Genomic DNA, 25,651 nt, shown 5'->3' on the forward strand with positions numbered 1-25,651 from the left:
CCTGTTAACCGAATTAACGCAGGTTGACCAGCGTGTTAAGGATCTGGTCCTGAGTTTTGATGGTCTGCGCGTTTGACTGATAGTTACGCTGCGCGACGATCATGTTGACCAGCTCTTTGCTCAGGTCGACGTTCGAAGACTCCAGCGCACCGGCGGTCAGCGTACCGAGGTTACCGGTACCGGCGATGCCGGTCAGCGCCTGACCAGATGAGGCGGAAGCAGACCACACGTTGTCACCTTCAGACTTCAGGCCTTCCGGGTTAGCGAAGTTAGCCAGCACGATCTGACCCAGCACCTGAGTCTGTTCGTTGGAATAGGTCCCGACCAGCGTGCCATCATCATTGATCTGATAGCTGGTCAGTTCGCCAGGCTTATAGCCATTCTGAACCGGGTTACCAAAGGTGGTGGTGCCGTTGTTCTGCTGCAGGCTGCCGGTGATATCCACAGTCAGATTGGTCGGGCCTGCTGAACCGTTCAGGGAGCCCATGGTGAAGCCGACCAGACCGCTTGCCGGGGTAGTCAGGTTACCGCTGGTATCAAACTCCAGATTGGTCGCCGTGCCCGTGGTTCCGGTTGACGCATCTACTGGGGTAACGGTCCAGTTATTATCAGCCGTCTTGTTAAAGTACAGGTTGATAATGTGTGAGTTACCCAGCGAGTCAAACGTGGTCATCGCTGACTTGGCGTTATATGTCGTAGGATCGGCAATTTTCAAATCAGCAACAGGCTTAATGGTGTCCGTAGAGTTCAGGTTAGCCGTCATTGAGGTCGTTGTGGTGGCTTTAGCCGACATGCCGCCGGTGGGTACACTCAGGCCTACCGGGTTAGCACCGGTCTGGATAGTCGGCGGTGTGCCGGTGGCCGGATAGCCGGTCAGCTGCAGACCCTGCATGTTGACGATATTACGATCGGCGTCGAGGGTGAACTGGCCGTTACGGCTGTAGTACACCGCACCGCTGGCATCCGACATGCGGAAGAAGCCCTGCTGGCTGATCGCCACATCAAGTCCACGGCTGGTGGTGGTGGTGGTACCGTCGTTAAAGTCCTGCACCACGGCCGCAACCTTGGTACCCAGACCGACTTTTGATCCGGCAAACATATCGGCAAACGCGACGGTGCTGGATTTAAAACCCGCTGTCGCGGAGTTGGAGATGTTGTTACCAATAACGTCGAGGTTGCTCGATGCCGCGTTTAAGCCGCTGACTGCCTGTGAAAAGCCCATGTTGTCACTCCTGAAGCATAAATTAGTGGATTAAATAATCTGACGTATGTTGTCCAGGGTGGTCGTACCCATGGTGCCAAGGTCAAGTACTGCGCCTTTTGAGCCGCTACTGACGCCGCTCACCAATGCATAGTTCAGCGGCTGTGCCACCAGCTGGCCAGTAGCATTGCTGGCGCTGATGGAAACGGTATATTTGCCGTCGGCGGCGGCGGTGCCATCCGCGGCTTTACCATCCCACTGGAAGGTATGTACGCCAGCGGTCTGTGCGCCGAGGTCAATGGTCTGGATCACGGCACCGCCAGCATCTTTAATGGTGGCGGTCGTCGAGGTCGAGGCCTGCCCCAGTTCCACACCAAATGGCGTGGTGGTGGTTTTACCGACCAGAATTTGTGACCCGTTGACCATCACACCGTGACCGATCAGCGTTGACGCCTGTAAAGACTGGCCGGAAGTAATCTGACCGGAGATCGAACCGAGGGTAGTGTTCAGCTTCTCAATCCCGCTCAGGGTGTTGATCTGCGCCAGCTGCGAGGTCAGCTGGCTGTTGTCCATCGGGTTCGTCGGGTCCTGGTTCTGCAGCTGGGTTACCAGCAGCGTCAGGAAGTTACTCTGTAAGTCCGCCGCTGACGTATCAGAAGAAGACGAAGAAGACTGCAGCGTGGTGGTAGCCTGCTTCTCATTTACACCAACAGCAATACTCATCGGGAAGCTCCTTATTGACCCATGGTTAAGGTTTTCAACATCATTTGTTTAACGGTGTTTAAAACCTCGACATTGGCCTGATAACTTCTCGAGGCCGACATGGTGTTCACCGTTTCACCCACAACATCCACATTGGGCATTTTTACGTAGCCTTTGGCATCTGCCATCGGGTTACCGGGTTCATAGACCAGACGTGCCGGGGCCGGATCGTCGATCACCTGAGCCACTTTGACGCCACCGGTAGGCGAACCCGGTGCCGCGTCGGTTTGAAACACGACCTGCTTCGCCACATAAGGCTGACCATCCGGCCCGGTGACGCTGTCGGCGTTGGCCAGGTTACTGGCGCTGACGTTAAGACGCTGTGACTGTGCAGCCATTGCCGAACCGGCAATATTAAAAATATTCAAAAGTGCCATGCGTTATTGCCCCTGTAGCACAGACATCATGCCCTTAATCTGACTGCTGATAGCCATCAAATCCGTCTGATATTTCAGACTGTTATCGGCAAACTCTGTGCGTTCGCGGTCCATATCTACCGTGTTACCGTCCAGCGCAGGCTGGTCAGGAATGCGGTACATCAGATCCATCGAAGGCGGTTGAAGATTTTCTGCAGGAATATGGCGTGCCGACGTCACCGCCAGCGACAGACCGGAACCCTGCGCCCGCCCCTGTTCCAGCACTTTGTTCATCTGGCTGGCGAAATCGATATCGCGTGCCTGATAGCCCGGCGTGTCAGCGTTGGCGATATTGGATGCCAGGATTTCCTGTCGCTGTGCACGCAGGTTCAGGGCTTCGGTATTAAACCGTAGTGCTGCGTCCAGTTTGTCGAGCATGCGTCCTCCGCAAGTGAGAATTTAGAGCTGACAGCATAATCGCCGGGGGGAAAGGGCTATCGTTTGAATAGCGCTAAAAAGCGTCGCTAATTTGCGCCTTGACAATATGTACGGAAGGGTAGAATCAGTGCCAGGTTGATTAAGAGGAAGCCCCTGATGCGAGGAATGACAAGACTGCTGGCCGTTTTACTGGTTCTGATAAGCGCCTCTGCCAGTGCTGCTGACCTTAACGCACAGCTCAATGAATTTTTCAAAAACCGCTATGGGCAAAGCGGACAGGCTGCCGATAACATGACCGTAGTGGTGAAAACGCCACAGCGGATGTGGCCCGCCTGTGAACAACCGCAGTTCTCCCTGCCCGGCAATAGCCGTATGTGGGGCAATATCAGCGTCGCGGCCAACTGTGAACAGAATCGCCGTTATATCCAGGTCCAGGTTCAGGTCACCGGTACTTATCTGGTCGCCACCCGCCAGGTCTTACGGGGCGCCACCATCAACGCGGATGATATGCGCCTGGAACAGGGCCGGCTGGATACCCTCCCCGCCCGTACGGTAATGAAAGCGGAGGAGGCAGTCGGAGCCATCGCCCTGCGTGACATCACGCCAGGACAGCCCGTGACCCTGATGATGATGCGGCAGCCATGGCGGGTGAAGGCCGGTCAGACGGTCACCATCACCGCCAGCGGTGACGGTTTTAACATCAGCAGCGAGGGTAAGGCGATGAACAATGCCGCCGCCCTGCAGACGGTCAGAGTACGAATGAATTCAGGACAGATTGTGATGGGTAAGGTCGACGCTAATGGGAATATTCTGATAACGCTATAAACCACTAAAGTAGGCCTCAGTTCTGCCGATAGTGTTAATAACGGCCATTTTACTATTAGAATATTGAACATCAGACCCGAATGTCTGAGTTAACAGGAGCGCATATGAGCATCGACAGAACCCAGCCACTGAAACCAGCAAGTACCGTTCAGCAACGTGACACCAATGATGTTGCCCAGCCTAAAGCCCGTGCGGCAGAAGGTAAAACGACGGCAACCCCAAACGGTACTCAGGTTGTGCTCAGCGGCGCACAGTCACAGCTGACCAAAGCCAGCGCTCAGGACATCAACACAGTGCGTGTTGAAGAGCTGAAGAACGCGATTCGCAACGGCGAACTGAAGATGGACACCGGCAAAATTGCCGACGCGCTGATTCAGGAAGCCAAAGACTCACTGCAAGGTAATTAACCCATGGATAAGCTGCAAAACGCCCTTGATAAAATGCTTGAAGTTCTTTCGTCGCTGGCCGATGTCATGAATGCAGAGCAACAACAGCTCTCAGCAGGTCAGGTCAATAGCAGCTTATTACAGCGAATTACTGAGGATAAGAGCTCTTTACTGGCAACCCTCAATTTCCTGGAAGAGATGCGTCGTGATGCGGAAAAAGCCAGCGGGACTCATGTGCCCTACAGCCGGCATCCGGAACTGGCGCGTCGCTGGTCATCTATTCAGGATCAGACGGTAAAACTGCGTGATACCAATTTACATAACGGTATGCTGCTCAATCATCAAATCAGTCATAACGAGCATGCGTTGCAGGTACTGAAGCCTTATCAGTCACAAAAATTTTATGGCCCTGACGGTCATGCGGTCGCCAGCGCTCCGGTGAGCCGCAAAGCCTGATTTCCGTCATCCATTGTCAGACTTTACCCCGCTGCGCTTGCGCGCCGCGGGGTTTTTCTGTTCATACTGCCGAACGGCGTGAGAAGTGTGCCGGACGGAAACCCAGTAGCCCCAGCACAATAAAATAGACGCCCCCGCCCACCGCGCAGACTGCCGCCAGCCGCAGCAGGCGTGACAGCATATTGCCGGTCGCCCAGTCCGGCATCAGCATCATCATGCCCACCAACGCCGCTGCCATCACTACCACGGCAATCACCAGACGGACGAGAAAGCTGAACCAGCCCGGCTGCGGCTGAAAAATATCCTGCTTGCGAAGCTGCCAGTAAAGAAGTGCAGCATTCAGACAGGCGGCCAGGCCGATCGATAACGACAGTCCCGCATGTTTGAGCGGGCCAATAAAGGCAAGGTTCATCAGTTGGGTGGCGGCCAGCGTGAACAGCGCAATTTTTACCGGCGTTTTAATGTTCTGACGCGAATAGAAGCCGGGTGCCAGCACTTTCACCACAATCAGCCCCATCAGCCCGACCGAATAGGCGACCAGCGCACGCTGGGTCATTGCCGCATCGAACGCGCTGAATTTGCCGTACTGAAACAGCGACACGGTCAGCGGCTTAGCCAGGATCCCCAGCGCGACGGCACTGGGCAGCGCCAGCAGGAAGCAGAGCCGCAGTCCCCAGTCCATCAGCCGGGAATACTCATCCTGATTCCCGCTGGCAAAGCTTTTTGCCAGCGACGGCAGCAGAATGGTGCCCAGAGCGACGCCCAGTACCCCGGACGGAAACTCCATCAGGCGGTCGGCGTAGTACATCCAGGAGACGGAACCCGACACCAGGAAAGAAGCAAAGATCGTGTTAATGATCAGCGAGATCTGACTGACCGACACGCCGAGGATCGCCGGGCCCATCTGACGCATCACGCGCCATACGCCGGCATCCTTCAGGTTCAGACGCGGCAGCACCAGCATGCCGATTTTCTTCAGATGCGGGAGCTGATAGCCCAGCTGCAGCACCCCGCCCGCGACCACCGCCCAGGCCAGCGCCATGATGGGGGGATGGAAATACGGTGCGGCAAAGACGGCAAAACCTATCATGCTGACGTTAAGCAGCGTCGGGGCAAAGGCCGGCACGGAGAAGCGATTCCAGGTATTGAGGATCGCCCCCGCCAGCGATGCCAGCGAAATCAGCAAAATGTAGGGGAACGTCACGCGCAGCAGCGAGGAGGTCAGGGCAAACTTGTCGGGGGTGTCCGCGAAGCCCGGTGCAGTGATCAGGATCACCCAGGGAGCAGCAAACATCCCCAGTACGGTGACCGCAGCCAGAACCAGCGTCAGTAGCCCGGACACATAGGCGACAAAGACTTTTGTTGCCTCTTCACCCTGCTTACTTTTGTACTCTGCAAGGATCGGCACAAAGGCCTGGGAAAAGGCTCCCTCAGCGAAGATACGCCGCAGCAGGTTGGGCAGCTTAAACGCAATAAAAAAGGCATCTGTCGCCATGCCTGCGCCGAAGACGCGCGCCACGATGGCATCACGCGCAAAACCCAGCACGCGTGAAAACAGGGTCATAGAGCTGACCGCTGCCAGTGATTTCAACAGGTTCATGTATATCCTGATTCAGGTATCCGGGAAGACCGGCTTGCAACAAGAGAGATCCGGTGAAAACCGGTCCGTTTAAGGTGTGGATAGTCTACTGAAGTAAAAGCAAATAACCACTGCGGATTGTTACGGGTTTTATCCTGTCTGCGCGGTGTGCGTGGTGATGAAAAAGGGCTGACCCAAAAAGAAGGTCAGCCCCTGCCATCACGCTTTGGCCCTGCGGGGGGTATGACAGGCTGGCCGGATAAGGCGGTCAGCCCCGCCAGCCGCCTACTCCCGTTCGGCGTCACGCCACAGCTTCTCGACCATGCGTTGGGCAATTAACGCCTGTTCTCCACTGGTTTGCGGCATTGTCTGATTTTCCACACAGCGGATAAAATGGTGGGCGGCACCGACAAAACCGCGCTGTTCCAGCGTGGTCTGCCAGCCGGGGGTCGGATCCACGCTGATCTTCCCCGCTTTCTCCTGCTGCCAGTCGCGCATCTCACTAACCTGATAGACGGCACCGTCATCGATTGCCATTACCCGCTCGGTCTGGCTCCCTGCACGGCGATGCATACTGGTGGTCACCTGGATGTTACCGGCGTTAAAATGGTGTTCGGCATACAGCATCTGCCCGCTGTCATTCGTCTGCAGCGTACCGCTCAGGAGCCGCCCCTCCCCACCCGCCAGCCACAGTGCGCTGTCGACCACGTGCAGATAATCATCCAGCAGCGTGAAAAAAAGATCCTGTGGGCCGACGCTGTCGCTGCGGTGCTTATCCATGCGGATCGCGGCGGGCTGCACCAGTGCCTCTTTCAGTTGGAGGTAGCGCGGTGCAAAGCGGCGGTTAAACGCCACCATCAGCTTACGCCCACGCCTGTCAGCCAGTTCCACCAGACGCTCGGCCTCGCTCAGGGTGGCCGCAAGCGGTTTGTCCACGCAGACATCCACACCGGCACGCAGCAGGCGATCCACAATGGCATAGTGGCTGGCGGTGGAGCTGTGAACAAATACCGCGTCGCTGGCAGCAGCCAGATCGTCGAGGGTAGCCAGCAACGGAATACGATAGCTGTCGCAGATTGGCCGCGCCTTTTCCTGATTCGGTGAAAAAGCCCCCGCGATTTGCCAGCCGTCGGTGCAGGTCAGCACCGGCAGCCAGGCCTTCTGTGCTATCCCGCCCAGCCCGACGATACCGACTTTCAGTCCGCTCATTCCGCCCCCTGTACGTTCAGCAACCGGTCAATCTGCTGCTGTAAGGACGCCACCTGATGCTCAAGGGCGCTGACACGCGCCTCCAGCCCCCCCTCTGTTTCGCTGCCGGCACTGACCGGAAGCGTCTGCGCCTCCACGTCACCGCTGAACAGATGCCTGTAGCGGCTCTCGCGCTTACCCGGTTCACGAGCCAGTCTGACCACCAGCGGCCCCTCTTCGCGCTGCGCCAGATGCTCCAGCACCTGTTCCACTTCCCCCACATCGGCAAAGTCATGCATCCGCGTACTGCGGGTACGCAGCTCACCCGGCGTCTGGGCCCCACGCAGCAGCAGGGTGGCAATCACCGCGACCTGCGCCGGAGAAAATTTCAGCTGACCGAATTCAGAATTACAGAAGCGTTGCTCATATTTCACCACCCGGCTTCCGAAGCCGTTGAGGGCCGTCAGCTGATGCTTTTTGACCAGCAGGTCGAGGGTATTCTGCACTTCACTTTCGCTCAGGGACATGACCGGTTCGCGATTCGACTTCTGATTACAGGCGGTGACTACGGCATTCAGCGACATGGGATACTGGTCCGGCGTGGTGACCTGTTTTTCCAGCAGGCAGCCGATCACCCGCGCTTCAGTGGCGGTTAAGGGCGTTTTGATCATCAGGGTTACACTCCACGCCGTTCAGGCGTCCATTCGTGGGAGGTCAGCGCCGTCAGGACGTGATCCTGCCAGCGGCCGTCAATCATCAGGTAATCTTTGGCATAGCCTTCTTTTTCAAAGCCGAGGCGGGCCAGTAACCCGCCGCTGCGCTGATTGTGCGGCATATAATTGGCCATAATACGGTGCATTCGCTGCTGGCGCTGCATATAGCGGATGGCACTTTGCAGCGCTTCGAACATCATGCCCTGCCCCTGCCATTTCTCACCCAGCGAATAGCCGAGATAGCAGGCGTGAAAGGAACCGCGCAGCACGTTGCTGAAGTTCGCCACACCGCGGATTTCGTTCTCATCCGGGTCCATGACGGCAAAGTAAAAGGCACTGCCCTGTTTCTGCATTTCTGTAATTAACCCCAGCCGCGCCTGCCAGCCGGAGGGATAGCAATGACTTTCGTCACGCACCGGCTCCCAGGGTTTAAGGAAGGCGCGGTTTTCAGCATAGTAATCGGCCAGTCTCCAGGCATCACGCTCATTGACCAGACGAACCACCAGACGGTCGGTAGTCAGGTGCACTTTCGGCACGGCAGTACGGTAGCCAAACATCTTATCTCCTGAAATCTCTGGCCAAAACAACATTCTTCAACGGGAGCCACCGGCGGAAAACTGCACGGAATGCCTGTTGCTTTACTATAACCGCCATCACGAAGCCGGGTAAAATAGTGCCGGGTAAAAAATCGCAAAATTGACGAAAAAACGATGAAAATCCCGAGTGAATTTGCCCTATGCAGGGTTCTCTTCCATACTTCTTCAATACATTCAGACAATTGATGGTATTTTCATCGCTGTCGCGATTAAGGGGAACCGATTGAAACTCTATATCTACGATCACTGCCCATTCTGCGTTAAAGCGCGCATGATCTTCGGCCTGAAAAACCTGCCGGTGGAGCTCATCGTGATGATGAATGATGATGAGGCAACGCCGAACCGCCTGATCGGTCAAAAAATGGCTCCGATCCTGATGAAAGACGACGGCAGCTGTATGCCGGAAAGCATGGATATCGTGCAGTACATTGATCGGCTGGATGGTGAGCCGCTGCTGACCGGGAAAACCAATCCGGCTATCACTGACTGGTTGCGTCATGTGCACGGCTACGTCAACAAGCTGCTGTACCCGCGTGTGGCCGAAGCGCCGTTTGCCGAGTTCTCCACTCCGGAGGCGCGTACCTACTTTAAAAACAAGAAGCAGGCAGTCGCCGGTGATTTTGCCGAACTGCGTGAACACTCCGCAGGCTGGATCAAAAACATCAATGACGACCTGCGTAAGCTCGACAAGCTGATTGTTAAGCCGAATGCGGTGAGTGGTGAACTGTCACTGGACGATATACATCTCTTCCCGCTGCTGCGCTCACTGACGCTGGTTGCGGGCGTGGAGTATCCAAGCCGCGTGGCTGATTACCGTGACAATATGGCGAAACAGACTCAGGTTACGCTGCTTTCCTCCTCTGCCTCCTGACCGCTCGGGCCGCCGCACGGCGGCCCGACACATTCCGTTGTCATTTCCTGCGGTTTCTCTCGGCGTTGTCCTGGTGACGAACCGGCGTGAGTGGTGCATGCTAGTCCCCTGCTCCGGCGGGAACGTCCGGTGATTAAAAACAGAGGAACAACATGAAAAAAACACTTTTTGGCCTTGGCGCTTTACTGTTAGCGGGTTTGGTCAGCGGCTGCAATCAAATCGCCCAGTACAGCATCAGCGAACAGGAAATTAACCAGGCGCTGGTTAAGCATAATAATTATGAGAAAAATATTGGCGTCGCCGGTCTCGCCGACGCGCACATTACGCTGAAGGATCTCGCCAGCCAGATAGGCCGTGAAGAGCCGAATAAAATCACGCTGACCGGGAAAGCAGACGTGAATATCAGCTCCCTGTTTGGGCCGCAGCAGGCGCAGATGACGCTGAAAATGAAAGCGCAGCCGGTCTTCAACCAGCAGGAAGGGGCCATCTATCTGAAAGACATGGAGCTGGTGGATGTCACGGTGCAGCCGGAGAAGATGGAAGGCGTACTGAAAACGCTGACCCCGTACCTTAATGAGTCGCTGAAAAACTACTTTAATCAAAAACCGGCCTATGTCCTGAGCACTGACCGCAGCAAGGCGGAGTCGCTGGCGAAACGCTTTGCCAAAGGGCTGGAAGTGAAGCCTGGCGAACTGGTGATCCCTTTCACCGACTGACCGATAAAACGGTACGGGCAGGCCCGTACCGTTTTTTCACCTAGCGCGCATAAACCGGGTGCATTCCCCGCGCTTTATCCCTATCCTTAGTACCCGGCCAAAACCTGCCTTTTCCCTTTCTGCCGGAGCACATCGCATGACCACACAACCTCAGCAATTGATTATTCGCCGCCCTGACGACTGGCACATCCATCTGCGTGACGGAGAGATGCTGGAGGCGGTTGTGCCCTTTACCAGTGAGGTCTGTGGCCGCGCCATCGTGATGCCCAACCTGGTGCCGCCGGTCAGTAGCGTGGCCGCCGCCCGCGCGTACCGCGAACGCATTCAGGCTGCCGTCCCGGCCGGCCATCATTTTACCCCTCTGATGACCTGCTATCTGACCGACGGTCTTGATCCGGACGAAATTGAGACCGGCTTCACTGAAGGGGTGTTTACCGCCGCGAAGCTTTACCCCGCCCATGCCACCACCAACTCCGCCCACGGTGTCACCAGCATTGCGTCCATTGCCCCGGTACTGGAGCGCATGCAGAAAATCGGCATGCCGCTGCTGATCCACGGTGAAGTGACCGATGCACACATTGATATCTTTGACCGTGAAGCCCGTTTTATTGAGACGGTTCTGCATCCGCTACGCCTGCAGTTCCCGGAGCTGAAAGTGGTCTGCGAGCATATCACCACCAAAGAAGCGGCCGCTTATGTACTGGAAGGCAATCGTTTCCTTGGCGCGACCATCACACCGCAGCATCTGATGTTCAACCGTAATCACATGCTGGTCGGTGGAATTCGCCCGCACCTCTACTGCCTGCCGATCCTGAAACGTAACATCCACCAGCAGGCGCTGCGCGATGCGGTCGCCAGCGGGCATGAACGCTTCTTCCTCGGCACGGATACCGCCCCCCACACCCGCGACCGAAAAGAAACCAGCTGCGGCTGTGCCGGTGTGTTTAACGCTCCGTCGATGCTGGCCGCTTATGCCACCGTCTTTGAAGAGATTGGTGCCCTTGCCCACTTTGAGGCGTTCTGCGCTGAAAACGGGCCGCGCTTCTACGGGTTGCCGCTGAATGAAGGTACCGTGACGCTGGTACGCCAACCCTGGACGGTAGCGGAATCTGTTCCGGTCGGTGATGACGGCCATACGCTGGTGCCGTTCCTGGCGGGGGAAACGCTGAACTGGCAGGTTGTGGTGTAAGTTTTGCCACCCCGAGGCCGGTCACGGTGGGGGATCCGCGTTTTCGGCTCCCCCCAATGTCCGCAGCAAAAAGGTTGCGCCGCACTGAATTACTGTATATATTTACAGTAATTCAACCGGAGGCTATCATGCGTATTGAAGTCACTGTAGCAAAAACCACCTCTTTGCCTGCGGGTGCCATTGATGCACTCACGCAGGAACTCAGCAAAAGAATCGACAAACAGTTCCCTGACGGCAGCAATACCATTTCTGTACGCTATGCCGGTGCCAACAACCTGACGGTGATGGGCGGCGGAAAAGAAGCGAAAGATCAGATTAGTGATATTCTGCAGGAAACCTGGGAAAGCGCTGATGACTGGTTTATCTCCTGAATAATCCAGGCTGTTGCCGCTGCGTGTATGGCCACTCCCTCTGCGGCCTGAAGCAGAATGGATAAATAACGATTGTGCCATTTTTGCCGGATACGCTATCCGGCTTTTTTATGCCTTCTTTTGCCGAAGAACACCGATAGACGCAACGGGTAGAATATCTTATTCTGAGCCTGACATTAATTACTGAGGTTTTTCTTATGGCTGCCGATAATCCAGAAGAGGCGATGACGTTTGGTGAGCTACTGACGATGATTGGCGAACAGCAACGCCGTCTGACAGTATTAGAGAATGCCTTTTCCACCCTCTCCTTTTGCCTTGATGATAAAGCTAATCAACTGTTAATTCACAGTTTAAAGCTGGAGGGGCAAAACCAGAATCGGGATGAACAGTTGCAAAAACATTTCATCCGTCTGGCCGGGGAACTGGAAAAACGTTCAGGGGTGTTGCCGTCTTCTCCGGATGTACTCTCTTCACCAGAAATATGAGTGCATTATCACACCCTAATTAATCGTGCCGCATCCCCGCAGGGTGATTATTTTTCGCCCTGCCCATGTATAATTGCCCGGTCGAATAGCGGCTGTTTTTTAACCCGGGCGAGATTTAAGTCAACGAACAAAAAAACTCCTGTTATAATTAGGACGCTCTAAGAAAAAAAACGCATTGAACCTCGATAAATCACTTCGTTGCCATCATTCACGAGTAATAAGGGGGTTATAATGGACAGAAACAAAGAGGTCATCCAGACACATCCCCTCATCGGATGGGATATCAGTACCGTAGACAGCTATGATGCCATGATGATCCGTTTACACTCGCTCTCTTCTGACCAGCAACAGGCGGAAGATGCAGAAGTCGGGCAGACCTACTGGCTGACTACCGATGTGGCAAGGCAATTTATCTCCATCCTTGAAGCTGGCATTGCCAAGATAGAAGCGACTGAATACCAGGATCGTGATTACAAAAAGCACTAATCTGTGACTGAACGATGTTTCTCAGAGGCACCCCACAGGGTGCCTTTTTCATGCCCGCCATAATTTGTTATCCTTCCGCAATTGCTTGATTAACTGAGGCTGATCCGATGGTTTACGATTTAATTGTGGTGGGCAGTGGTTCCGTCGGCGCCGCCGCCGGATGGTATGCGACACAGGCGGGTCTTAAGGTCCTGATGATCGATCGCCACCATCCTCCGCACCGCGAAGGCAGTCACCACGGTGAAAGCCGGCTGATCCGCCATGCTTACGGCGAAGGGGCGCGCTACGTGCCGATGGTGCTTCGTGCCCAGCAGCTGTGGGATCAGCTGGAGCAGCAAAGCGGCGAGCGCGTGATGCAGCGAAGCGGGGTACTGAATCTGGCACCGCATGCTTCAGAATTTATTCAAAACGTCATCCAGAGTGCAGAGCAGTTTGCGCTGAACGTGCAGATCCTTAACGAAGCAGAAATCCACCAGCGCTGGCCGCAGATAAGCGTTCCTGAAGGCTATATTGGCGTATTTGAACCGCAATCGGGTTACCTGAAATCAGAGATTGCCGTGAAAAGCTGGATCCGCCTGGCAAAAGAGGCGGGTTGCGCGCAGCTGTTCAACTGTGGCGTGACGCAGATTGACACGGTAGAGGGACTGCAGGCGGTCACCACACCGGACGGTGTTTATCGTGCGCGCCGGCTGCTGATCAGCGCCGGAACCTGGGTGAAAAGCCTCTATCCTGCGCTGCCGGTCACCCCGGTGCGTAAAGTCTTTGCCTGGCATCAGGCTGACGGACGCTACAGCGAGAATAATCAATTCCCGGCATTTACCGTTGAGATGCAGGACGGGATCCATTATTACGGATTCCCCGCTGATAATAACGCCATCAAAATCGGCCGGCATGAAGGCGGACAGCCGATTGACTCGCCGGAAGGACGTAAACCCTTTGGCAGCATGGCAGAAGACGGCAGTGAGCTGTTTAACTTTATGCGGACTTTCCTGCCCGGCGTTGGCGTCTGCCTGCGCGGTGAGGCCTGTACCTATGACAATTCGCCGGACGAAGACTTCATTATTGATACCTTCCCCGGTGAACCTGACCGGATGCTGATCACCGGGCTGAGCGGTCACGGATTCAAATTCGCCAGCGTGCTGGGCGAGATTGCCGCGCAGTTTGCTCAGGGGAAAAGCAGCGAGTTTGATTTAACCCCCTTCTCACTGTCACGCTTTCAGTAGCCGCAGACAGGATTAAAAAAGGGCTCCCACCGGGAGCCCTTTTGCTTTTCTGCCTGACGATTATTTCCCGTCAGCAGGACGGGGCTTTCTACCGCGCAGACGCAGCTTATCAACCAGTCGCTGTGCTTCAGCACGGCTGCCTACCGACGGGGCTGAACCGCGCAGGGGCTTACGTGCTGTTTCACGCAGGGTAAAGACGGTTATTACCCCAATCACCCCGGCCCCCATCAGGTAGTAGGCGGGCATCAGCAGGTTACCCGTTTTCGCCACCAGCCAGGTCGTAATCAGCGGCGTCGTGCCGCCAAACAGTGAAACTGACAGGTTAAAACCAATCGCCAGTGCGCTGTAACGGATATCGGTGGAAAACAGGGCGGGCAGCGTCGCCGGCATGGAGCCGCTGAAACAGGTATGGATAGCGCCAAGGATAATCAGGCCGAGGAATACCAGCCACAGGTTGCCGGTACCGATCAGCAACATGCACGGTACCGCCAGCAGGATCAGCGCGATGGCCCCGCCCCAGATCACCGGACGGCGACCCAGCCGGTCGTTCCAGTGGCCCCAGAACAGCGTCAGCGGCATCATCACAAACATCACCACCATAATCAGCAGCAGTGAACTCAGCTCGCTCAGCCCCAGAATACCCGTCAGGTAGCTCGGCATATAGGAGGTCATCATATAGTTAGAGACGTTGAACAGCAGCACCAGGCCAATGCACTTCAACATCGCAGCACGGTACTTTTTCAGCATCTGCCACAGGGTCAGGCGCGGCTTATTGTGTTCCAGCTCCTCCTGCTTTTCCATATGCTTCTGGAAGGCCGGCGTTTCTTCCAGCTTCAGACGGATATACAGCCCAAACAGCCCTAATGGCGCGGCGATAAAGAAAGGAATACGCCAGCCCCAGTCGAGCAGCGTGGACTCCGGCATCGCAGCGGTGAGCCCGGTCACCAGGCCGGCCCCCAGCAGATAACCGCCGAGCGTACCGAACTCCAGCCAGCTGCCCATAAAGCCACGGCGCTTATCGGTAGAGTATTCGGCGATAAAGGTAGCCGCCCCGCCGTACTCACCGCCGGTGGAAAACCCCTGCAGCAGGCGCGCCAGCAGCAGCAGCACGGGCGCCATGATACCGATAGTGGAATAGGCGGGTATCAACCCGATGCAGAACGTGCCGATCGACATCATGATCATCGTCAGTGCCAGCACCTTCTGGCGGCCGATACGGTCGCCCAGCGGGCCAAATACCAGCCCACCCAGCGGACGCACGAGGAACGCAGCAGCAAAGGCACCGAAGGTGGCCAGCAGCTGTGCTGCCGGACTGCCGCCGGGGAAAAACACCTTACCGATGGTTACCGCAAGAAAACTGTAAACCCCAAAGTCAAACCACTCCATGGCGTTGCCGAGGGCGGCCGCGCCGACGGCCCGCTTGAGCATGGATTTATCCACGATAGTGATATCGTCAACGCTGAGTTCCGGCCTGGCGGATTTATCTTTATTCCAGAAATGCTTTTTATGAGGCTGTTGCCCCTCTGATGTTGTACCCATTGAGCGCTCCCGGTGTTGCAGTAAGTGAGCAGCCTCATAGCTTTCGTCGCCTGACAGAGAAGGGAAAAACAAAGGGGAAGAAAGCTATAACGCAGCAAAGTCAGAATGGTCATGAACGGTAAATCTTATAACGTCTGTGACTTACACTCCTTTACAGTAGACAATATTCCAAAAAACTTCAAGTTAAGCGCAGCATTCGCTGCTTTGTCGCACAACCCCCGCTTTACACGTTGTCATTATGATTTAATGCCAGACGGCACACTGCCCTCATCGGCCACCCGGCCCCGCAATGCATAAATTTATATAACAATTATCGTCAGCGTGATATTGACATAACGTGACAATAAACTGACGTTCGACGAGAATAACAGCAAAAAATCAGAACATGATATTTATCCCTCCAACGAAATAATCATTGATATGCCCGTCTCATGCTGTCACAAATCCGACTTAGCCTTCTGATTAACTGTCGATAACTGCTTATATCATTCAAAATATTTCATGCGATGAATGAATTCTATAATCAGTAAAATTATTTGTTGATTTTGCTCAGGTACCCGGTCAGTCTTACTGAAAATTCTCACAAGCGGATTTTCCTATGCAGTTGAAAAATAGCGCCTCTCGTTATGGCTCAGTGAGCATCCTTATGCACTGGCTGGTGGCGGCAACCGTTTATGGCATGTTTGCGCTTGGTCTGTGGATGGTCACGCAGGGCTATTACGACACCTGGTACCACAAAGCCCCGGAGCTGCATAAAAGCATTGGGATGGTGCTGTTTGCCGTCATGCTGGTGCGCGTGGTGTGGCGATTTGTCTCCCCTCCGCCGAAGCCACTCGCCAGCTATACGCCACTGGTACGCTACAGCGCCGTCGCTGCCCACCTTCTGCTTTACGGCATCCTGTTTGCGATTTTAATCAGCGGCTATCTGATCTCGACGGCGGAAGGTAAGCCGATCGATGTCTTTGGCGTACTGCCGGTTCCGGCGGTATTTGCCGGGCTGGGTGAGCAGGCAGATCTGGCCGGCGATATTCATCTCTGGCTGGCCTGGAGCGTGGTGATCCTTTCCGTGATCCATGGGCTGGCTGCACTGAAACACCACTTTATCGATCGCGATATCACGTTAAAAAGGATGCTGGGTCACCGCATCGATTAATCACAGAAATGGAGAACACCATGCTGAAGAAAAGTATTCTGGGTTTGACTACTGCCGCACTGTTAATGACCGCCGGCACCGCCTCTGCCGCTGACTATAAAATTGATAAAGAAGGGCAGCACGCGTTTGTCCAGTTCCGTATCAAGCATCTGGGCTACAGCTGGCTGTACGGTACCTTTAAAGATTTCGATGGCGCATTCACCTTTGACGAAGCCGATCCGGCTAAAGATAAAGTGAATGTCACCATCAAAACCGGCAGCGTGGATACCAACCATGCCGAGCGTGACAAACACCTGCGCAGCGCGGACTTCCTGAATGCCAGCAAATTCCCGCAGGCGACCTTCGTCTCTACCGGCGTGGAAAAGCAGGGTGACGGACTGACCGTTAACGGTAATCTGACGCTGAATGGCGTGACCAAACCGGTGAAGCTGGCGGCTAAGCTGACCGGCGAAGGGAAAGATCCGTGGGGTGGCTACCGTGCAGGCTTTGAAGCCACAGGTAACCTCGCACTGAAAGACTTTAATATTAAGTCTGATTTAGGCCCGGCCTCACAGGAAGTCGAACTGATGATTTCTGTTGAAGGTGTGCGTCAGTAAATGAATGTGGCGTCATCATCGTCCACGATGATGACGCCTGCACCGTTACTCTTCCGGCGAAGGGATGTGCATGGTGGTGCTCAACAGCCCACGGGATTTGTTAAAAATCTTATTGCCATTCTCACGCCCCGCACGTCGGGCGCGCTGCTCTTCGGGCGGTAACGCCAGCTCTTCCATGCAGATCGGGCTACAGCAGTGGTTAAATTTGCTGGCGCAGCTCGGGCACTGAATAAACAGCAGGTGACAGCCGTCGTTCAGGCAGTTAACGTGAGTATCGCAGGGCTCGCCGCACTGATGGCAGTTGGCGATAACATCCTCAGAAATACGCTCCCCCATCCGCTCATCAAAGACAAAGTTTTTGCCTTTAAACCGCACCGGTAATCCCTGTTCACGGGCGCGACGGGCGTACTCAATGATGCCACCTTCAATATGGTACACGTTCTCGTAACCGTTATGCCGCATCCAGGCGCTGGCTTTTTCACAGCGGATCCCCCCGGTACAGTACATGACGATTTTTTTATCTTTATCCTGCTGCAGCATATCGACGGCCATGGGCAGCTGATCGCGGAACGTGTCCGCCGGGATCTCCAGCGCATTATCAAAATGCCCCACTTCGTACTCATAGTGGTTACGCATATCCACAAAGACCGCCTGCGGATCATCCAGCATGGCGTTCACTTCCGCCGCCTTCAGATAGGCCCCGACATCGCTGGCATCGAAGCTGTCATCCGTAATGCCGTCAGCGACAATGCGGTCGCGCACTTTCAGACGCAGTACCCAGAAGGATTTACCGTCGTCGTCCAGCGCAATGTTCATACGCAGGTTATCCAGCGCAGGATGGAAGGCATACAGCGCAGCTTTCATGGTCTCGTACTGGCTGGCCGGGACACTGACCTGGGCGTTAATGCCCTCTGCCGCCACATAAACGCGACCGAAGACTTTCAGCCGGGTCAGGGCAATATACAGGGCGTCGCGAAACGCGCGGGGATCGTCAATAGTGAAGTACTTATAAAAAGAGACTGTAGTTCGCGGCTCGGTTTCGGCCATCATGCGCGCCTTCAGCTCTTCATTGGAGACAAGGTTATGTAACACTGGCATGGTGTACGTTCCTGTATTCAAGGAGAGGAAAAAATTTTCGGCGCTATCATACCCGAGCCGCCACACCTTGTCCTTAGCCGAAAAAAGTTTTCTTCCCACGTCTGCCGCCGAAAACTTCGACTACACTAAGAAAAATGGCACAATAGGCCATAAATAAACTTTAAACTTCTTCATAATAGCCCCCTTTTTTTACGATCTGGAAACTCATGACCCAGCTGCCTCAGTTCAATCGTGCATTGTTGCATCCCCGTTATTGGTTTACCTGGCTCGGTATTATCCTGCTTTACCTGCTGGTGCTGCTGCCCTACCCGGTGCTTTATTATATCGGCTGCGGCCTCGGAAGATTATCCATGCGTTTCCTGCGCAGCCGCGTCACCATTGCCCGGCGTAACCTGGCGCTCTGTTTCCCTCAGATGCCTGCCGCCGAGCGTGAGGCGCTGGTCAGGCGCAACTTCGAATCGCTGGGTATGGGGCTGATTGAAACCGGCATGGCCTGGTTCTGGCCTGACTGGCGGATTAAAAAATGGTTCAGTGTCAGCGGGCTGGAGCATATCAGCCAGGCGGCGGCAGACGGGAAAGGAGTGCTGTTGATTGGTATCCATTTTCTCACCCTGGAGCTGGGTGCACGCATCTTCGGTATTCATAATCCCGGCATTGGCGTATACCGTCCCAATGATAATGCCCTGCTCGACTGGCTGCAGACCTGGGGACGTATGCGTTCCAATAAAAGTATGCTCGACCGCAAAGATCTGAAAGGTATGATCCGCGCCCTGAAAAAGGGCGATATTATCTGGTACGCCCCGGACCACGACTACGGCCCAAAAAGCAGCGTCTTCGTGCCGCTGTTTGCCGTTGAACAGGCGGCGACCACCAAAGGCAGTTACCTTCTGATCCGCAGCGGTAACCCGGCGGTTATCCCTTTCGTGCCGCGCCGCCTGCCATCGGGTAAAGGGTATGAGATGGTGATCCTCCCTGAGCAGACCGGCATTCCACTGGACAGTGAAATCGCCACGGCAGCACATATGAATAAAATAATTGAACACGGCATCTTAATGGCACCCGATCAGTATATGTGGCTGCACCGCCGCTTTAAAACCCGCCCTGAGGGGCAGCCCTCTCTCTATTAACGCCCTGCCAGGCCGGACCATCGGCCTGTTTCATTAATTGAAACGGTTTTTCATTTTTTTGATCGCCCGCCGTTCAGTCGCCTGATATCAGCGTATACTGGTTTAGCTGATTGCTGATAAGGTTACTGTTTACTTTATGTCTACCCCCGATGTCCCCGCTATCGCCATCCACTGGCAACGAAATCTGTTCGTCACCTGGATAGGGTGTTTTCTGACCGGCGCAGGCTTCAGTCTGGTTATGCCCTTTCTGCCGCTTTACGTTGAGCAACTGGGCATCACCGACCCGCAGGCCCTGAATCTCTGGTCGGGTCTGGTGTTCAGCATCACGTTCCTTTTTTCGGCTATTGCCTCACCCTTCTGGGGGGGACTGGCGGATCGTAAGGGACGAAAAATCATGCTGCTGCGCTCGGCACTGGGCATGGCTATCGTGATGATGCTGATGGGCATGGCGACCTCGATCTGGCAGTTTCTGGCGTTACGCGCCCTGCTCGGTCTGCTCGGCGGATTTGTCCCCAATGCCAATGCCCTGATCGCCACACAGGTTCCGCGCGGTAAGACCGGCTGGGCGCTGGGCTGGCTCTCCACCGGGGCCGTTAGCGGCGCGCTGATTGGCCCGCTGATCGGCGGCCTGCTGGCCGACAGCTTTGGCCTGCGTCCGGTATTCTTTATTACCGCTGCAGTGCTGTTTACCTGTTTTCTGATGACGCTGTTTTGCGTGCGTGAGAGTTTTATCCCGGTGCAGAAAAAAGACATGCTGCACGCCCGCGAGGTGCTGACCTCGCTGAAAAATCCCCGTCTGGTACTGGCGCTGTTTGTCACTACGCTGATTATTCAGGTCGCCACCGGATCTATTGCACCGATCCTGACGCTTTACGTCCGCGAGCTGGCGGGCAACGTCGCTAATCTGGCATTTATCAGCGGGATGATCGCCTCAGTACCGGGAGTGGCAGCTCTGATGAGTGCGCCGCGCCTCGGCAGACTGGGCGACCGGATCGGGCCGGAGCGCATTCTGATCACTATGCTGATGCTCTCCGTGCTGTTGCTGATCCCGATGGCCTTTGTGCAGAACACCTGGCAACTGGGCATGCTGCGCTTCCTGCTCGGGGCGGCCGACGGTGCGCTGCTGCCGGCAGTGCAGTCCCTGCTGCTGTATAACGCCAGCAATCAGGTTGCCGGCCGCGTTTTCAGCTATAACCAGTCGTTCCGCGATATCGGTAACGTGACCGGCCCGCTGATGGGGGCCGCCGTGTCAGCACATTTTGGCTTCCGAGCGGTGTTTATCGTCACAGCCTGCATCGTCCTGTTTAACGTGCTGTACACCTGGATTACGCTGCGCCGGCGCAGTGAACGCATGGTGGTACGCGAGGAATAGCCCGGTCAGACCAGACCGATCTGCAACTGATGCAGCCGCTGGCACATCTCTTCATCGGGCCACTCATCGACCACCAGCGTGCTGGCCAGCGACAGGTCGCCAATGGCGAACGCCGAGGCGGAGTTAAGCTTTTCCTGCGACACCAGCACCACCGTCTCTGCTGCCCGTTCTGCCAGCGCCCGTTTGACGCACGCTTCCTCATAGTTGCCGGTGGTCAGCCCGGCGCTTCGGTGTACCCCGGTCACCCCCATAAAGAACAGATCGGCATTGATACGGCGGATCCCCTCGATCATCGCCGCTCCGGTGGTCACCACAGAATGCTTATACAGCTGACCGCCGATAATAATCACCTCGATCAGCGGATAGTCCACCAGCCCCACCGCCACGCCCGGACTGTGCGTCACGACCGTAAAAGCAAAATCGGTAGGCAGCCGCCGGATCATCTCTGCTGTGGTGGTGCCGCCGTCAATCATCACCACCTGACCCGGCTGGATCAGCCCGACGGCTTTCTCCGCGACGCGCCGTTTAGAGTCCATCTGCACGCTTTTGCGTGTTTCAAACGGTGCGATGGCGGCCGAAACCGGCAGCGCACCGCCATGAACCCGTTGCAGTAACCCCTCGGCGGCTAACTCCCTTAAATCCCGACGGATAGAGTCTTCTGATACGGCAAAATGCAGGCTCAGTTCCCGCGAAAGCACCTGCTTCTCACGGTCGAGCATGGCCAGAATCTGCTGTTTGCGCTGGCTGGAAAGCACCCTTACCCCCTTCACGATTGATCTTGATATTGCACGATTATGCATGCTAGCGTGTTGTCTGTCACTTCATTAAGGGCACAAACATGCAAAACATGCAGGAACGCGTACGCAACATCCGAGAGCAGCTGCTGTCGGATAACTGGTTCACCCTGAAAAAATACACCTTTGAACTGCTGCGCCGCGACGGCAGCTGGCAGGAACAGAACCGGGAAGCTTACGATCGCGGTAACGGTGCCGTGGTGCTGTTGTACCATAAAGCCCGCAAAACCGTGGTACTGACCCGCCAGTTCCGCTTCCCCGTTTTCGTGAATGGCCACAGCGGTTTCCTGATTGAGGCCACGGCGGGACTACTGGATAACGCCTCACCGGAGGCACGCATTATTGCCGAGGCCGAAGAAGAAACCGGCTTTCGCATCACGCAGATTGAAAAAGTCTTCGAATCCTATATGAGCCCCGGTTCAGTGACAGAAAAACTCTTTTTCTTTATTGCTGAATATTCCGACGACGATCGTCAGGGCACCGGCGGTGGCGTGGCAGAGGAAGGCGAGGATATTGAGGTACTGGAGTGGCCATTCGAACGCGCGCTGCAGGCAATACGTGACGGCGAAATTATGGATGCCAAAACTATCATGCTGATCCAGCATCTTGCTCTCAGTCGTGTTTTTCAGGAGATACCATGAAATCATTGCAAATTTTAGTGGCAGGTCCGGTTCGCAGCGGCACCGGTGATCGGGAAGACTTGATCCATGCCAACCTTGAACGCATGGAACAGACAGCGTTAGCCCTTTACCAGAAAGGGCATATTCCACTGATTGGCGAGTGGCTGGCGTTTCCACTGGCGCGGATTGCCGGGTCGCAGAAAATTGGCGATGCGATCAGTGAAGCGTATTTATATCCGGTCGCACACCGTTTAATCGGCCACTGTGACGCCATTCTGCGTTTACCGGGCGAGTCGCGCGGAGCAGATAACGATGTGCGCATTGGCCGTGAACTGGGGCTGACGATTTATCAGCATCTGGATGAGGTGCCTCAGTGCTGACCTGAAGCGGGGCCGGATGGCCCCCTGTCATCAGAAGCTGATATCTGCCGCGATACCGCCGACCAGGGCATCATTCACCTGGCGTACGCCGCCCGGTTTAGTGATCACCTGTAAGTTTGGCCGCACGTTCAGCCAGCGGGTAGCCTTCACATTATAATAGACCTCATAGTTCCACTCTGATCCCTGCTGCAACGGCAGGTAAGCCGGGTCGTTGTAGTCGCTGACGCCCCGGTCCTCATTCTGCTGATTGCGCATTTTGGTGTAGTCGTTGTTGACGTGAATACGCGCCATGCCGACACCCACTTCATCGCCCGGGCGAGCATCAAACGGCCCTTTCCACGCCAGCGCCAGCGACTGATAATTGTCCATGCGCGCAGTACGATGGTCGTTCATCACATACTGGAAGCTGACGCTAAGCCCCCGGCTTTTGTCCCCGGCCATGGCAAAAAGCTGCTGCTCGGCCAGCAGATAGCCGCCGTAAGCCTTTCTGGTTTTACCATAGCCGCCATCATGCCAGGTGTGAAAGTCGCCGCCTTTGGTTGAGCTGTAAAACATGCCCAGCCGGTAGTTACCGGGCAGTTTCTGCTGGCCCAGCTGTGGCGTCCAGCCCAGCTCTACCGGAACCAGATTCCCTTCGCCGTGGCCCATATCAAAGCGGAAACCGTTCGCTTTGGTGTCGTTCGCCTTGTTCTGGTTATACACGCCGACCTGGAAATAGACGTCATCAGGCAGATTCAGCTTTACCCTGCCGCCCCACTGAGAAATCGGGGCGTTAAACCAGCGGTCGTTGCGCCAGTGGCCCGGCTGGCCATTACCCATCGCCCAGTTCTGGAACATCCCGACGCGGGCGGTATCGAAATCTTCATTGGTCGTTACCCGGCCCAGTTTGACCTCCAGCCAGTTATTCAGCAGCTTCTGGTTTAACCAGAACTGGGTGAGGCGCAGATAGTCACCGCGTGCCGAAATGCCCTGCACGTTCGACAGGCCCCCCGTGCGGGGATCGTTGATATAGGGCGTGAGGTCCTGACCGTTACGGTTGGTCAGGGTGACCTGGAACTGACCGCCCTGCCAGTTCAGTAATTTTTCCAGATCCAGCTTGCTGCCAAACGTCCACTGGTCAGCGTAACGCATGGTGGTACTGGTACGGTAGCCGCCCGCGAGATTGGCCGCCGACTGCGTGGTGTAGCCCACCTGGAAGTCAACGCCTTCGTCAGCAAGATGTTTGCGATAGCCCGCCCAGTCACCCAGCAGCCAGGGGGAGTCGGGGTCAAACGGGGCCACGCTGGCGAATGCCGGGGCTGCCAGCATAAGGATGCTGAAAGAAAGCCCGGTAACGCTCGTTCTGAAAGAGGGTTTGCGCATCTGTCTTATTTTTCCTTATCACTGATCCTGAAACAGGGGGTGAACAGCCCGGCCGTGGCCGGCGCTGGGGCAGATCATTTGCCCGGCGCTAATTAACCATATTCCTGAAATGCAGCCTTACTGAAAACGTGCGAAAGATACCGCTATAGCACGCCGGTGAAAGCGGGTAACGATATGAGAGGGGACACTGTTAGCGGGTTTGTTATTTTCATTGATGCAATCTCCCCGCATTCACTCATACAGATCCCCGCACGCTTATCGTTCTGTCAGCACCGGTTAATATCCCCCGAATATCTTTTCTGGCATCGGGAGCGTTCCGCAGGCAAAATCCGCTTCAGAACGTTATTTGCTTATTGGGATTAAGGTTTATGAGTCAGTCTCTTTCAGACGTCAGTAAATTTTTGAGCTACGTATTACGCCACCAGCCTGAAGCCATTGGCTTAACTTTAGACAGCGAAGGCTGGGCAGATATCGATACGCTGATTGCCTGTGCAAAAAATGACAGTAAAAGCCTCGCTCGAGAGACTATTCTGTCCATTGTTGAAAGCAGTGATAAGAAACGATTTTCACTCTCAGAAGATGGATTGAAGATCCGAGCCGTGCAGGGACATTCATCACAGCAGGTTGATATCAATTATCAGGAAAGCACGCCTCCTGACGTTTTATACCACGGCACGGCCACACGGTTTCTTGAGTCGATACTGATCCAGGGATTAATCTCTGGATCGCGCCAGTATGTACATTTATCTGCGGATGAAGCGACCGCCAACAGCGTCGGACAACGACACGGGAAGCCCACTGTGCTGAAAATCGATGCGCTGGCAATGCATAAGCAGGGTATGAAATTTTATCAGGCTGATAACGGGGTCTGGCTGACGAAAGCGGTAGCCAGCACGTTTATTATTCAGTGAAATTTTAAATTTCGATAACATTTTTGAATGCCCGGTTCTTAAAACCAAGGTCGGAAAAGGTCTGTTTGATGCGTGGTTTCTCGTCCTCCAGATCTTTTAGATCAGATGCCACTGTAAGTATCCCCGCACTCAATCCACCATACGTCATATCCGTCTCCCCCGCTTCGTTCTTAACTACGGAGCAGGTCAGCAACTGATGAGTTTATGGCCGATTACAACCGACGATTTGCGAAATCTCACCGGCATAACTTTGTTGTCCATCGGCCACCTGGAAATCATTCATCCCGCTTGCGGCTGGTTAACACATTGCTCCTGTCGCCGACTACGTCACCGGACAGCACCTTATATAGTCAGGAGTCCACATGTTTGGGGTGCAGTCTAAATATGTTGGGACTCTTCTAACTCAGCGCATTTTTCTTTTCTTCATAATCTTGTCAATACTTTTCAATAGGATAAGCAGTTCCAGGTTCATGTACTTCACCCGTATCCTTATCAACTATAAATGGCGAATTACCTGCGAGCTGCGCAGAAAACTCCCCAGTTTCAAGGTATTCTGCTCTTTCTCTTTATCAAAAATCGGGTTGCTGCTGCTGGCGCACCGCATCACGACCGGCCGGACTGAGCGGCGCAGCCGACGCACTGGCGATACTAACCGTCAGCAACAGGGCTGTCAGTGTCCTTACTGGAAATAACATCGTCATGATATGAGCGCAATAAATGTAAACAGGGCGAGAATGGAATGCGCACAGATTACATAATGAGAAATAAGAATAAACTTAATTTATACGGTTTGACGTGTTATCGCTGACATTTACTTTAAGTCACTATCTGGCGCTATTTTAATTAAAATAGAGAAAA

Annotated in this window: 30 protein-coding genes and 1 pseudogene; 17 read left to right on the forward strand and 14 right to left on the reverse strand. The window is 54.9% G+C overall.

Annotated elements, in window-relative coordinates:
• Positions 1–13: 13 nt before the first annotated feature.
• Genes flgE through flgB form a run of 4 tightly spaced genes read right to left on the reverse strand, consistent with a single transcriptional unit; the run spans position 14 to position 2,757 of the window.
• Positions 14–1,222 carry a flagellar hook protein FlgE gene (gene flgE / locus EPE01S_RS06245; RefSeq protein ID WP_062743745.1) on the reverse strand — a complete coding sequence of 403 codons (1,209 nt, stop codon included), beginning with the start codon at positions 1,220–1,222 and terminating at the stop codon, positions 14–16.
• A gap of 30 nt (positions 1,223–1,252) precedes the next feature.
• Positions 1,253–1,924: a flagellar hook assembly protein FlgD gene (gene flgD, locus EPE01S_RS06250; protein WP_062743746.1), complete on the reverse strand. Its 672-nt coding sequence runs from the start codon at positions 1,922–1,924 to the stop codon at positions 1,253–1,255.
• A gap of 11 nt (positions 1,925–1,935) precedes the next feature.
• On the reverse strand, positions 1,936–2,340 hold the full coding sequence (gene flgC, locus EPE01S_RS06255; protein ID WP_062743747.1) for a flagellar basal body rod protein FlgC: 405 nt from the start codon (positions 2,338–2,340) through the stop codon (positions 1,936–1,938).
• A gap of 3 nt (positions 2,341–2,343) precedes the next feature.
• Positions 2,344–2,757, reverse strand: coding sequence for a flagellar basal body rod protein FlgB (gene flgB, locus EPE01S_RS06260; protein WP_062743748.1), 414 nt, complete (start codon positions 2,755–2,757; stop codon positions 2,344–2,346).
• A gap of 156 nt (positions 2,758–2,913) precedes the next feature.
• On the opposite strand from flgB, the gene flgA reads away from it, so the two are divergent.
• The 3 genes from flgA to flgN all read left to right on the forward strand — a co-directional run bounded on the left by flgA (position 2,914) and on the right by flgN (position 4,424).
• On the forward strand, positions 2,914–3,582 hold the full coding sequence (gene flgA, locus EPE01S_RS06265; RefSeq protein WP_062743749.1) for a flagellar basal body P-ring formation chaperone FlgA: 669 nt from the start codon (positions 2,914–2,916) through the stop codon (positions 3,580–3,582).
• A gap of 104 nt (positions 3,583–3,686) precedes the next feature.
• Positions 3,687–3,989, forward strand: a complete 303-nt coding sequence (gene flgM / locus EPE01S_RS06270) for a flagellar biosynthesis anti-sigma factor FlgM (protein ID WP_062743750.1) — start codon at positions 3,687–3,689, stop codon at positions 3,987–3,989.
• Between the two features lie 3 nt (positions 3,990–3,992).
• Positions 3,993–4,424 carry a flagellar export chaperone FlgN gene (flgN, locus tag EPE01S_RS06275; RefSeq protein ID WP_062743751.1) on the forward strand — a complete coding sequence of 144 codons (432 nt, stop codon included), beginning with the start codon at positions 3,993–3,995 and terminating at the stop codon, positions 4,422–4,424.
• A gap of 61 nt (positions 4,425–4,485) precedes the next feature.
• On the opposite strand, the gene murJ is transcribed toward flgN, so the two are convergent.
• The 4 genes from murJ to rimJ all read right to left on the reverse strand — a co-directional run bounded on the left by murJ (position 4,486) and on the right by rimJ (position 8,461).
• Entirely contained in the window at positions 4,486–6,024 is a 1,539-nt protein-coding gene (murJ, locus tag EPE01S_RS06280) for a murein biosynthesis integral membrane protein MurJ (protein WP_062743752.1), read from the reverse strand.
• A gap of 264 nt (positions 6,025–6,288) precedes the next feature.
• Positions 6,289–7,212 carry a Gfo/Idh/MocA family protein gene (locus EPE01S_RS06285; RefSeq protein WP_062743753.1) on the reverse strand — a complete coding sequence of 308 codons (924 nt, stop codon included), beginning with the start codon at positions 7,210–7,212 and terminating at the stop codon, positions 6,289–6,291.
• Positions 7,209–7,859, reverse strand: coding sequence for a DUF480 domain-containing protein (locus tag EPE01S_RS06290; RefSeq protein ID WP_174522411.1), 651 nt, complete (start codon positions 7,857–7,859; stop codon positions 7,209–7,211). The genes EPE01S_RS06285 and EPE01S_RS06290 overlap by 4 nt, the downstream gene beginning before the upstream one ends.
• Before the next feature lie 8 nt (positions 7,860–7,867).
• Positions 7,868–8,461: a ribosomal protein S5-alanine N-acetyltransferase gene (rimJ, locus tag EPE01S_RS06295; protein ID WP_062743755.1), complete on the reverse strand. Its 594-nt coding sequence runs from the start codon at positions 8,459–8,461 to the stop codon at positions 7,868–7,870.
• A gap of 262 nt (positions 8,462–8,723) precedes the next feature.
• Here rimJ and grxB point away from each other — a divergent pair, with 262 nt between their 5' ends.
• The 7 genes from grxB to solA all read left to right on the forward strand — a co-directional run bounded on the left by grxB (position 8,724) and on the right by solA (position 13,841).
• Positions 8,724–9,371 carry a glutaredoxin 2 gene (gene grxB / locus EPE01S_RS06300; protein WP_062743756.1) on the forward strand — a complete coding sequence of 216 codons (648 nt, stop codon included), beginning with the start codon at positions 8,724–8,726 and terminating at the stop codon, positions 9,369–9,371.
• Positions 9,372–9,523: 152 nt separating this feature from the next.
• Positions 9,524–10,087: a lipoprotein gene (locus EPE01S_RS06305; protein ID WP_062743757.1), complete on the forward strand. Its 564-nt coding sequence runs from the start codon at positions 9,524–9,526 to the stop codon at positions 10,085–10,087.
• A 136-nt stretch (positions 10,088–10,223) separates the two neighbouring features.
• On the forward strand, positions 10,224–11,276 hold the full coding sequence (pyrC, locus tag EPE01S_RS06310; protein WP_062743758.1) for a dihydroorotase: 1,053 nt from the start codon (positions 10,224–10,226) through the stop codon (positions 11,274–11,276).
• Between the two features lie 128 nt (positions 11,277–11,404).
• Positions 11,405–11,647 (forward strand): DNA damage-inducible protein I, encoded by a 243-nt coding sequence (dinI, locus tag EPE01S_RS06315; RefSeq protein ID WP_062743759.1) that lies wholly within the window; start codon positions 11,405–11,407, stop codon positions 11,645–11,647.
• A gap of 197 nt (positions 11,648–11,844) precedes the next feature.
• A complete protein-coding gene (locus EPE01S_RS06320) occupies positions 11,845–12,132 on the forward strand; it encodes a hypothetical protein (RefSeq protein WP_062743760.1) in 288 nt (95 codons plus the stop codon).
• 231 nt (positions 12,133–12,363) lie between these two features.
• Entirely contained in the window at positions 12,364–12,618 is a 255-nt protein-coding gene (bssS, locus tag EPE01S_RS06325; protein ID WP_062743761.1) for a biofilm formation regulator BssS, read from the forward strand.
• A gap of 107 nt (positions 12,619–12,725) precedes the next feature.
• A complete protein-coding gene (gene solA / locus EPE01S_RS06330; protein WP_062743762.1) occupies positions 12,726–13,841 on the forward strand; it encodes an N-methyl-L-tryptophan oxidase in 1,116 nt (371 codons plus the stop codon).
• Positions 13,842–13,901: 60 nt separating this feature from the next.
• Here solA and proP read toward each other — a convergent pair whose 3' ends face one another.
• The gene (proP, locus tag EPE01S_RS06335; RefSeq protein WP_062743763.1) at positions 13,902–15,380 is read right to left on the reverse strand and encodes a glycine betaine/L-proline transporter ProP; all 1,479 of its coding nucleotides are present in this window, start codon (positions 15,378–15,380) and stop codon (positions 13,902–13,904) included.
• A 598-nt stretch (positions 15,381–15,978) separates the two neighbouring features.
• Here proP and EPE01S_RS06340 point away from each other — a divergent pair.
• Both EPE01S_RS06340 and EPE01S_RS06345 read left to right on the forward strand, forming a co-directional pair.
• Positions 15,979–16,533: a cytochrome b gene (locus EPE01S_RS06340; RefSeq protein WP_062743764.1), complete on the forward strand. Its 555-nt coding sequence runs from the start codon at positions 15,979–15,981 to the stop codon at positions 16,531–16,533.
• Positions 16,534–16,553: 20 nt separating this feature from the next.
• Complete coding sequence (locus EPE01S_RS06345; protein WP_062743892.1) at positions 16,554–17,129, forward strand: YceI family protein; 576 nt, start codon at positions 16,554–16,556, stop codon at positions 17,127–17,129.
• Between the two features lie 45 nt (positions 17,130–17,174).
• Here the strand turns inward: EPE01S_RS06345 and trhO are convergent, their stop codons facing one another.
• On the reverse strand, positions 17,175–18,227 hold the full coding sequence (gene trhO / locus EPE01S_RS06350) for an oxygen-dependent tRNA uridine(34) hydroxylase TrhO (RefSeq protein WP_062743765.1): 1,053 nt from the start codon (positions 18,225–18,227) through the stop codon (positions 17,175–17,177).
• 206 nt (positions 18,228–18,433) lie between these two features.
• On the opposite strand from trhO, the gene EPE01S_RS06355 reads away from it, so the two are divergent.
• Positions 18,434–19,354 (forward strand): Kdo(2)-lipid IV(A) acyltransferase, encoded by a 921-nt coding sequence (locus EPE01S_RS06355; protein WP_062743766.1) that lies wholly within the window; start codon positions 18,434–18,436, stop codon positions 19,352–19,354.
• Between the two features lie 136 nt (positions 19,355–19,490).
• Positions 19,491–20,726 (forward strand): multidrug efflux MFS transporter MdtG, encoded by a 1,236-nt coding sequence (gene mdtG / locus EPE01S_RS06360; protein WP_062743767.1) that lies wholly within the window; start codon positions 19,491–19,493, stop codon positions 20,724–20,726.
• Positions 20,727–20,731: 5 nt separating this feature from the next.
• Here mdtG and EPE01S_RS06365 read toward each other — a convergent pair whose 3' ends face one another.
• Complete coding sequence (locus EPE01S_RS06365) at positions 20,732–21,481, reverse strand: DeoR/GlpR family DNA-binding transcription regulator (RefSeq protein ID WP_062743768.1); 750 nt, start codon at positions 21,479–21,481, stop codon at positions 20,732–20,734.
• Positions 21,482–21,564: 83 nt separating this feature from the next.
• On the opposite strand from EPE01S_RS06365, the gene EPE01S_RS06370 reads away from it, so the two are divergent.
• Positions 21,565–22,161 carry an NUDIX hydrolase gene (locus EPE01S_RS06370; RefSeq protein ID WP_062743769.1) on the forward strand — a complete coding sequence of 199 codons (597 nt, stop codon included), beginning with the start codon at positions 21,565–21,567 and terminating at the stop codon, positions 22,159–22,161.
• Positions 22,158–22,520: an NUDIX hydrolase gene (locus EPE01S_RS06375; RefSeq protein ID WP_062743770.1), complete on the forward strand. Its 363-nt coding sequence runs from the start codon at positions 22,158–22,160 to the stop codon at positions 22,518–22,520. The genes EPE01S_RS06370 and EPE01S_RS06375 overlap by 4 nt, the downstream gene beginning before the upstream one ends.
• Before the next feature lie 30 nt (positions 22,521–22,550).
• Here EPE01S_RS06375 and EPE01S_RS06380 read toward each other — a convergent pair whose 3' ends face one another.
• Positions 22,551–23,882: a carbohydrate porin gene (locus tag EPE01S_RS06380; protein WP_062743771.1), complete on the reverse strand. Its 1,332-nt coding sequence runs from the start codon at positions 23,880–23,882 to the stop codon at positions 22,551–22,553.
• A 368-nt stretch (positions 23,883–24,250) separates the two neighbouring features.
• On the opposite strand from EPE01S_RS06380, the gene EPE01S_RS06385 reads away from it, so the two are divergent.
• Positions 24,251–24,793 carry an RNA 2'-phosphotransferase gene (locus tag EPE01S_RS06385; RefSeq protein ID WP_062743772.1) on the forward strand — a complete coding sequence of 181 codons (543 nt, stop codon included), beginning with the start codon at positions 24,251–24,253 and terminating at the stop codon, positions 24,791–24,793.
• A 434-nt stretch (positions 24,794–25,227) separates the two neighbouring features.
• Here EPE01S_RS06385 and EPE01S_RS23890 read toward each other — a convergent pair.
• Positions 25,228–25,356: pseudogene (locus EPE01S_RS23890) on the reverse strand (YrhB domain-containing protein); the annotation flags it as partial.
• 6 nt (positions 25,357–25,362) lie between these two features.
• Positions 25,363–25,494 (reverse strand): hypothetical protein, encoded by a 132-nt coding sequence (locus EPE01S_RS23895; protein WP_255210135.1) that lies wholly within the window; start codon positions 25,492–25,494, stop codon positions 25,363–25,365.
• Positions 25,495–25,651 lie beyond the last annotated feature (157 nt).

Origin of the sequence: Erwinia persicina NBRC 102418 (assembly GCF_001571305.1) — a bacterium.
GTDB classification, from domain to species: Bacteria; Pseudomonadota; Gammaproteobacteria; order Enterobacterales; family Enterobacteriaceae; genus Erwinia; species Erwinia persicina.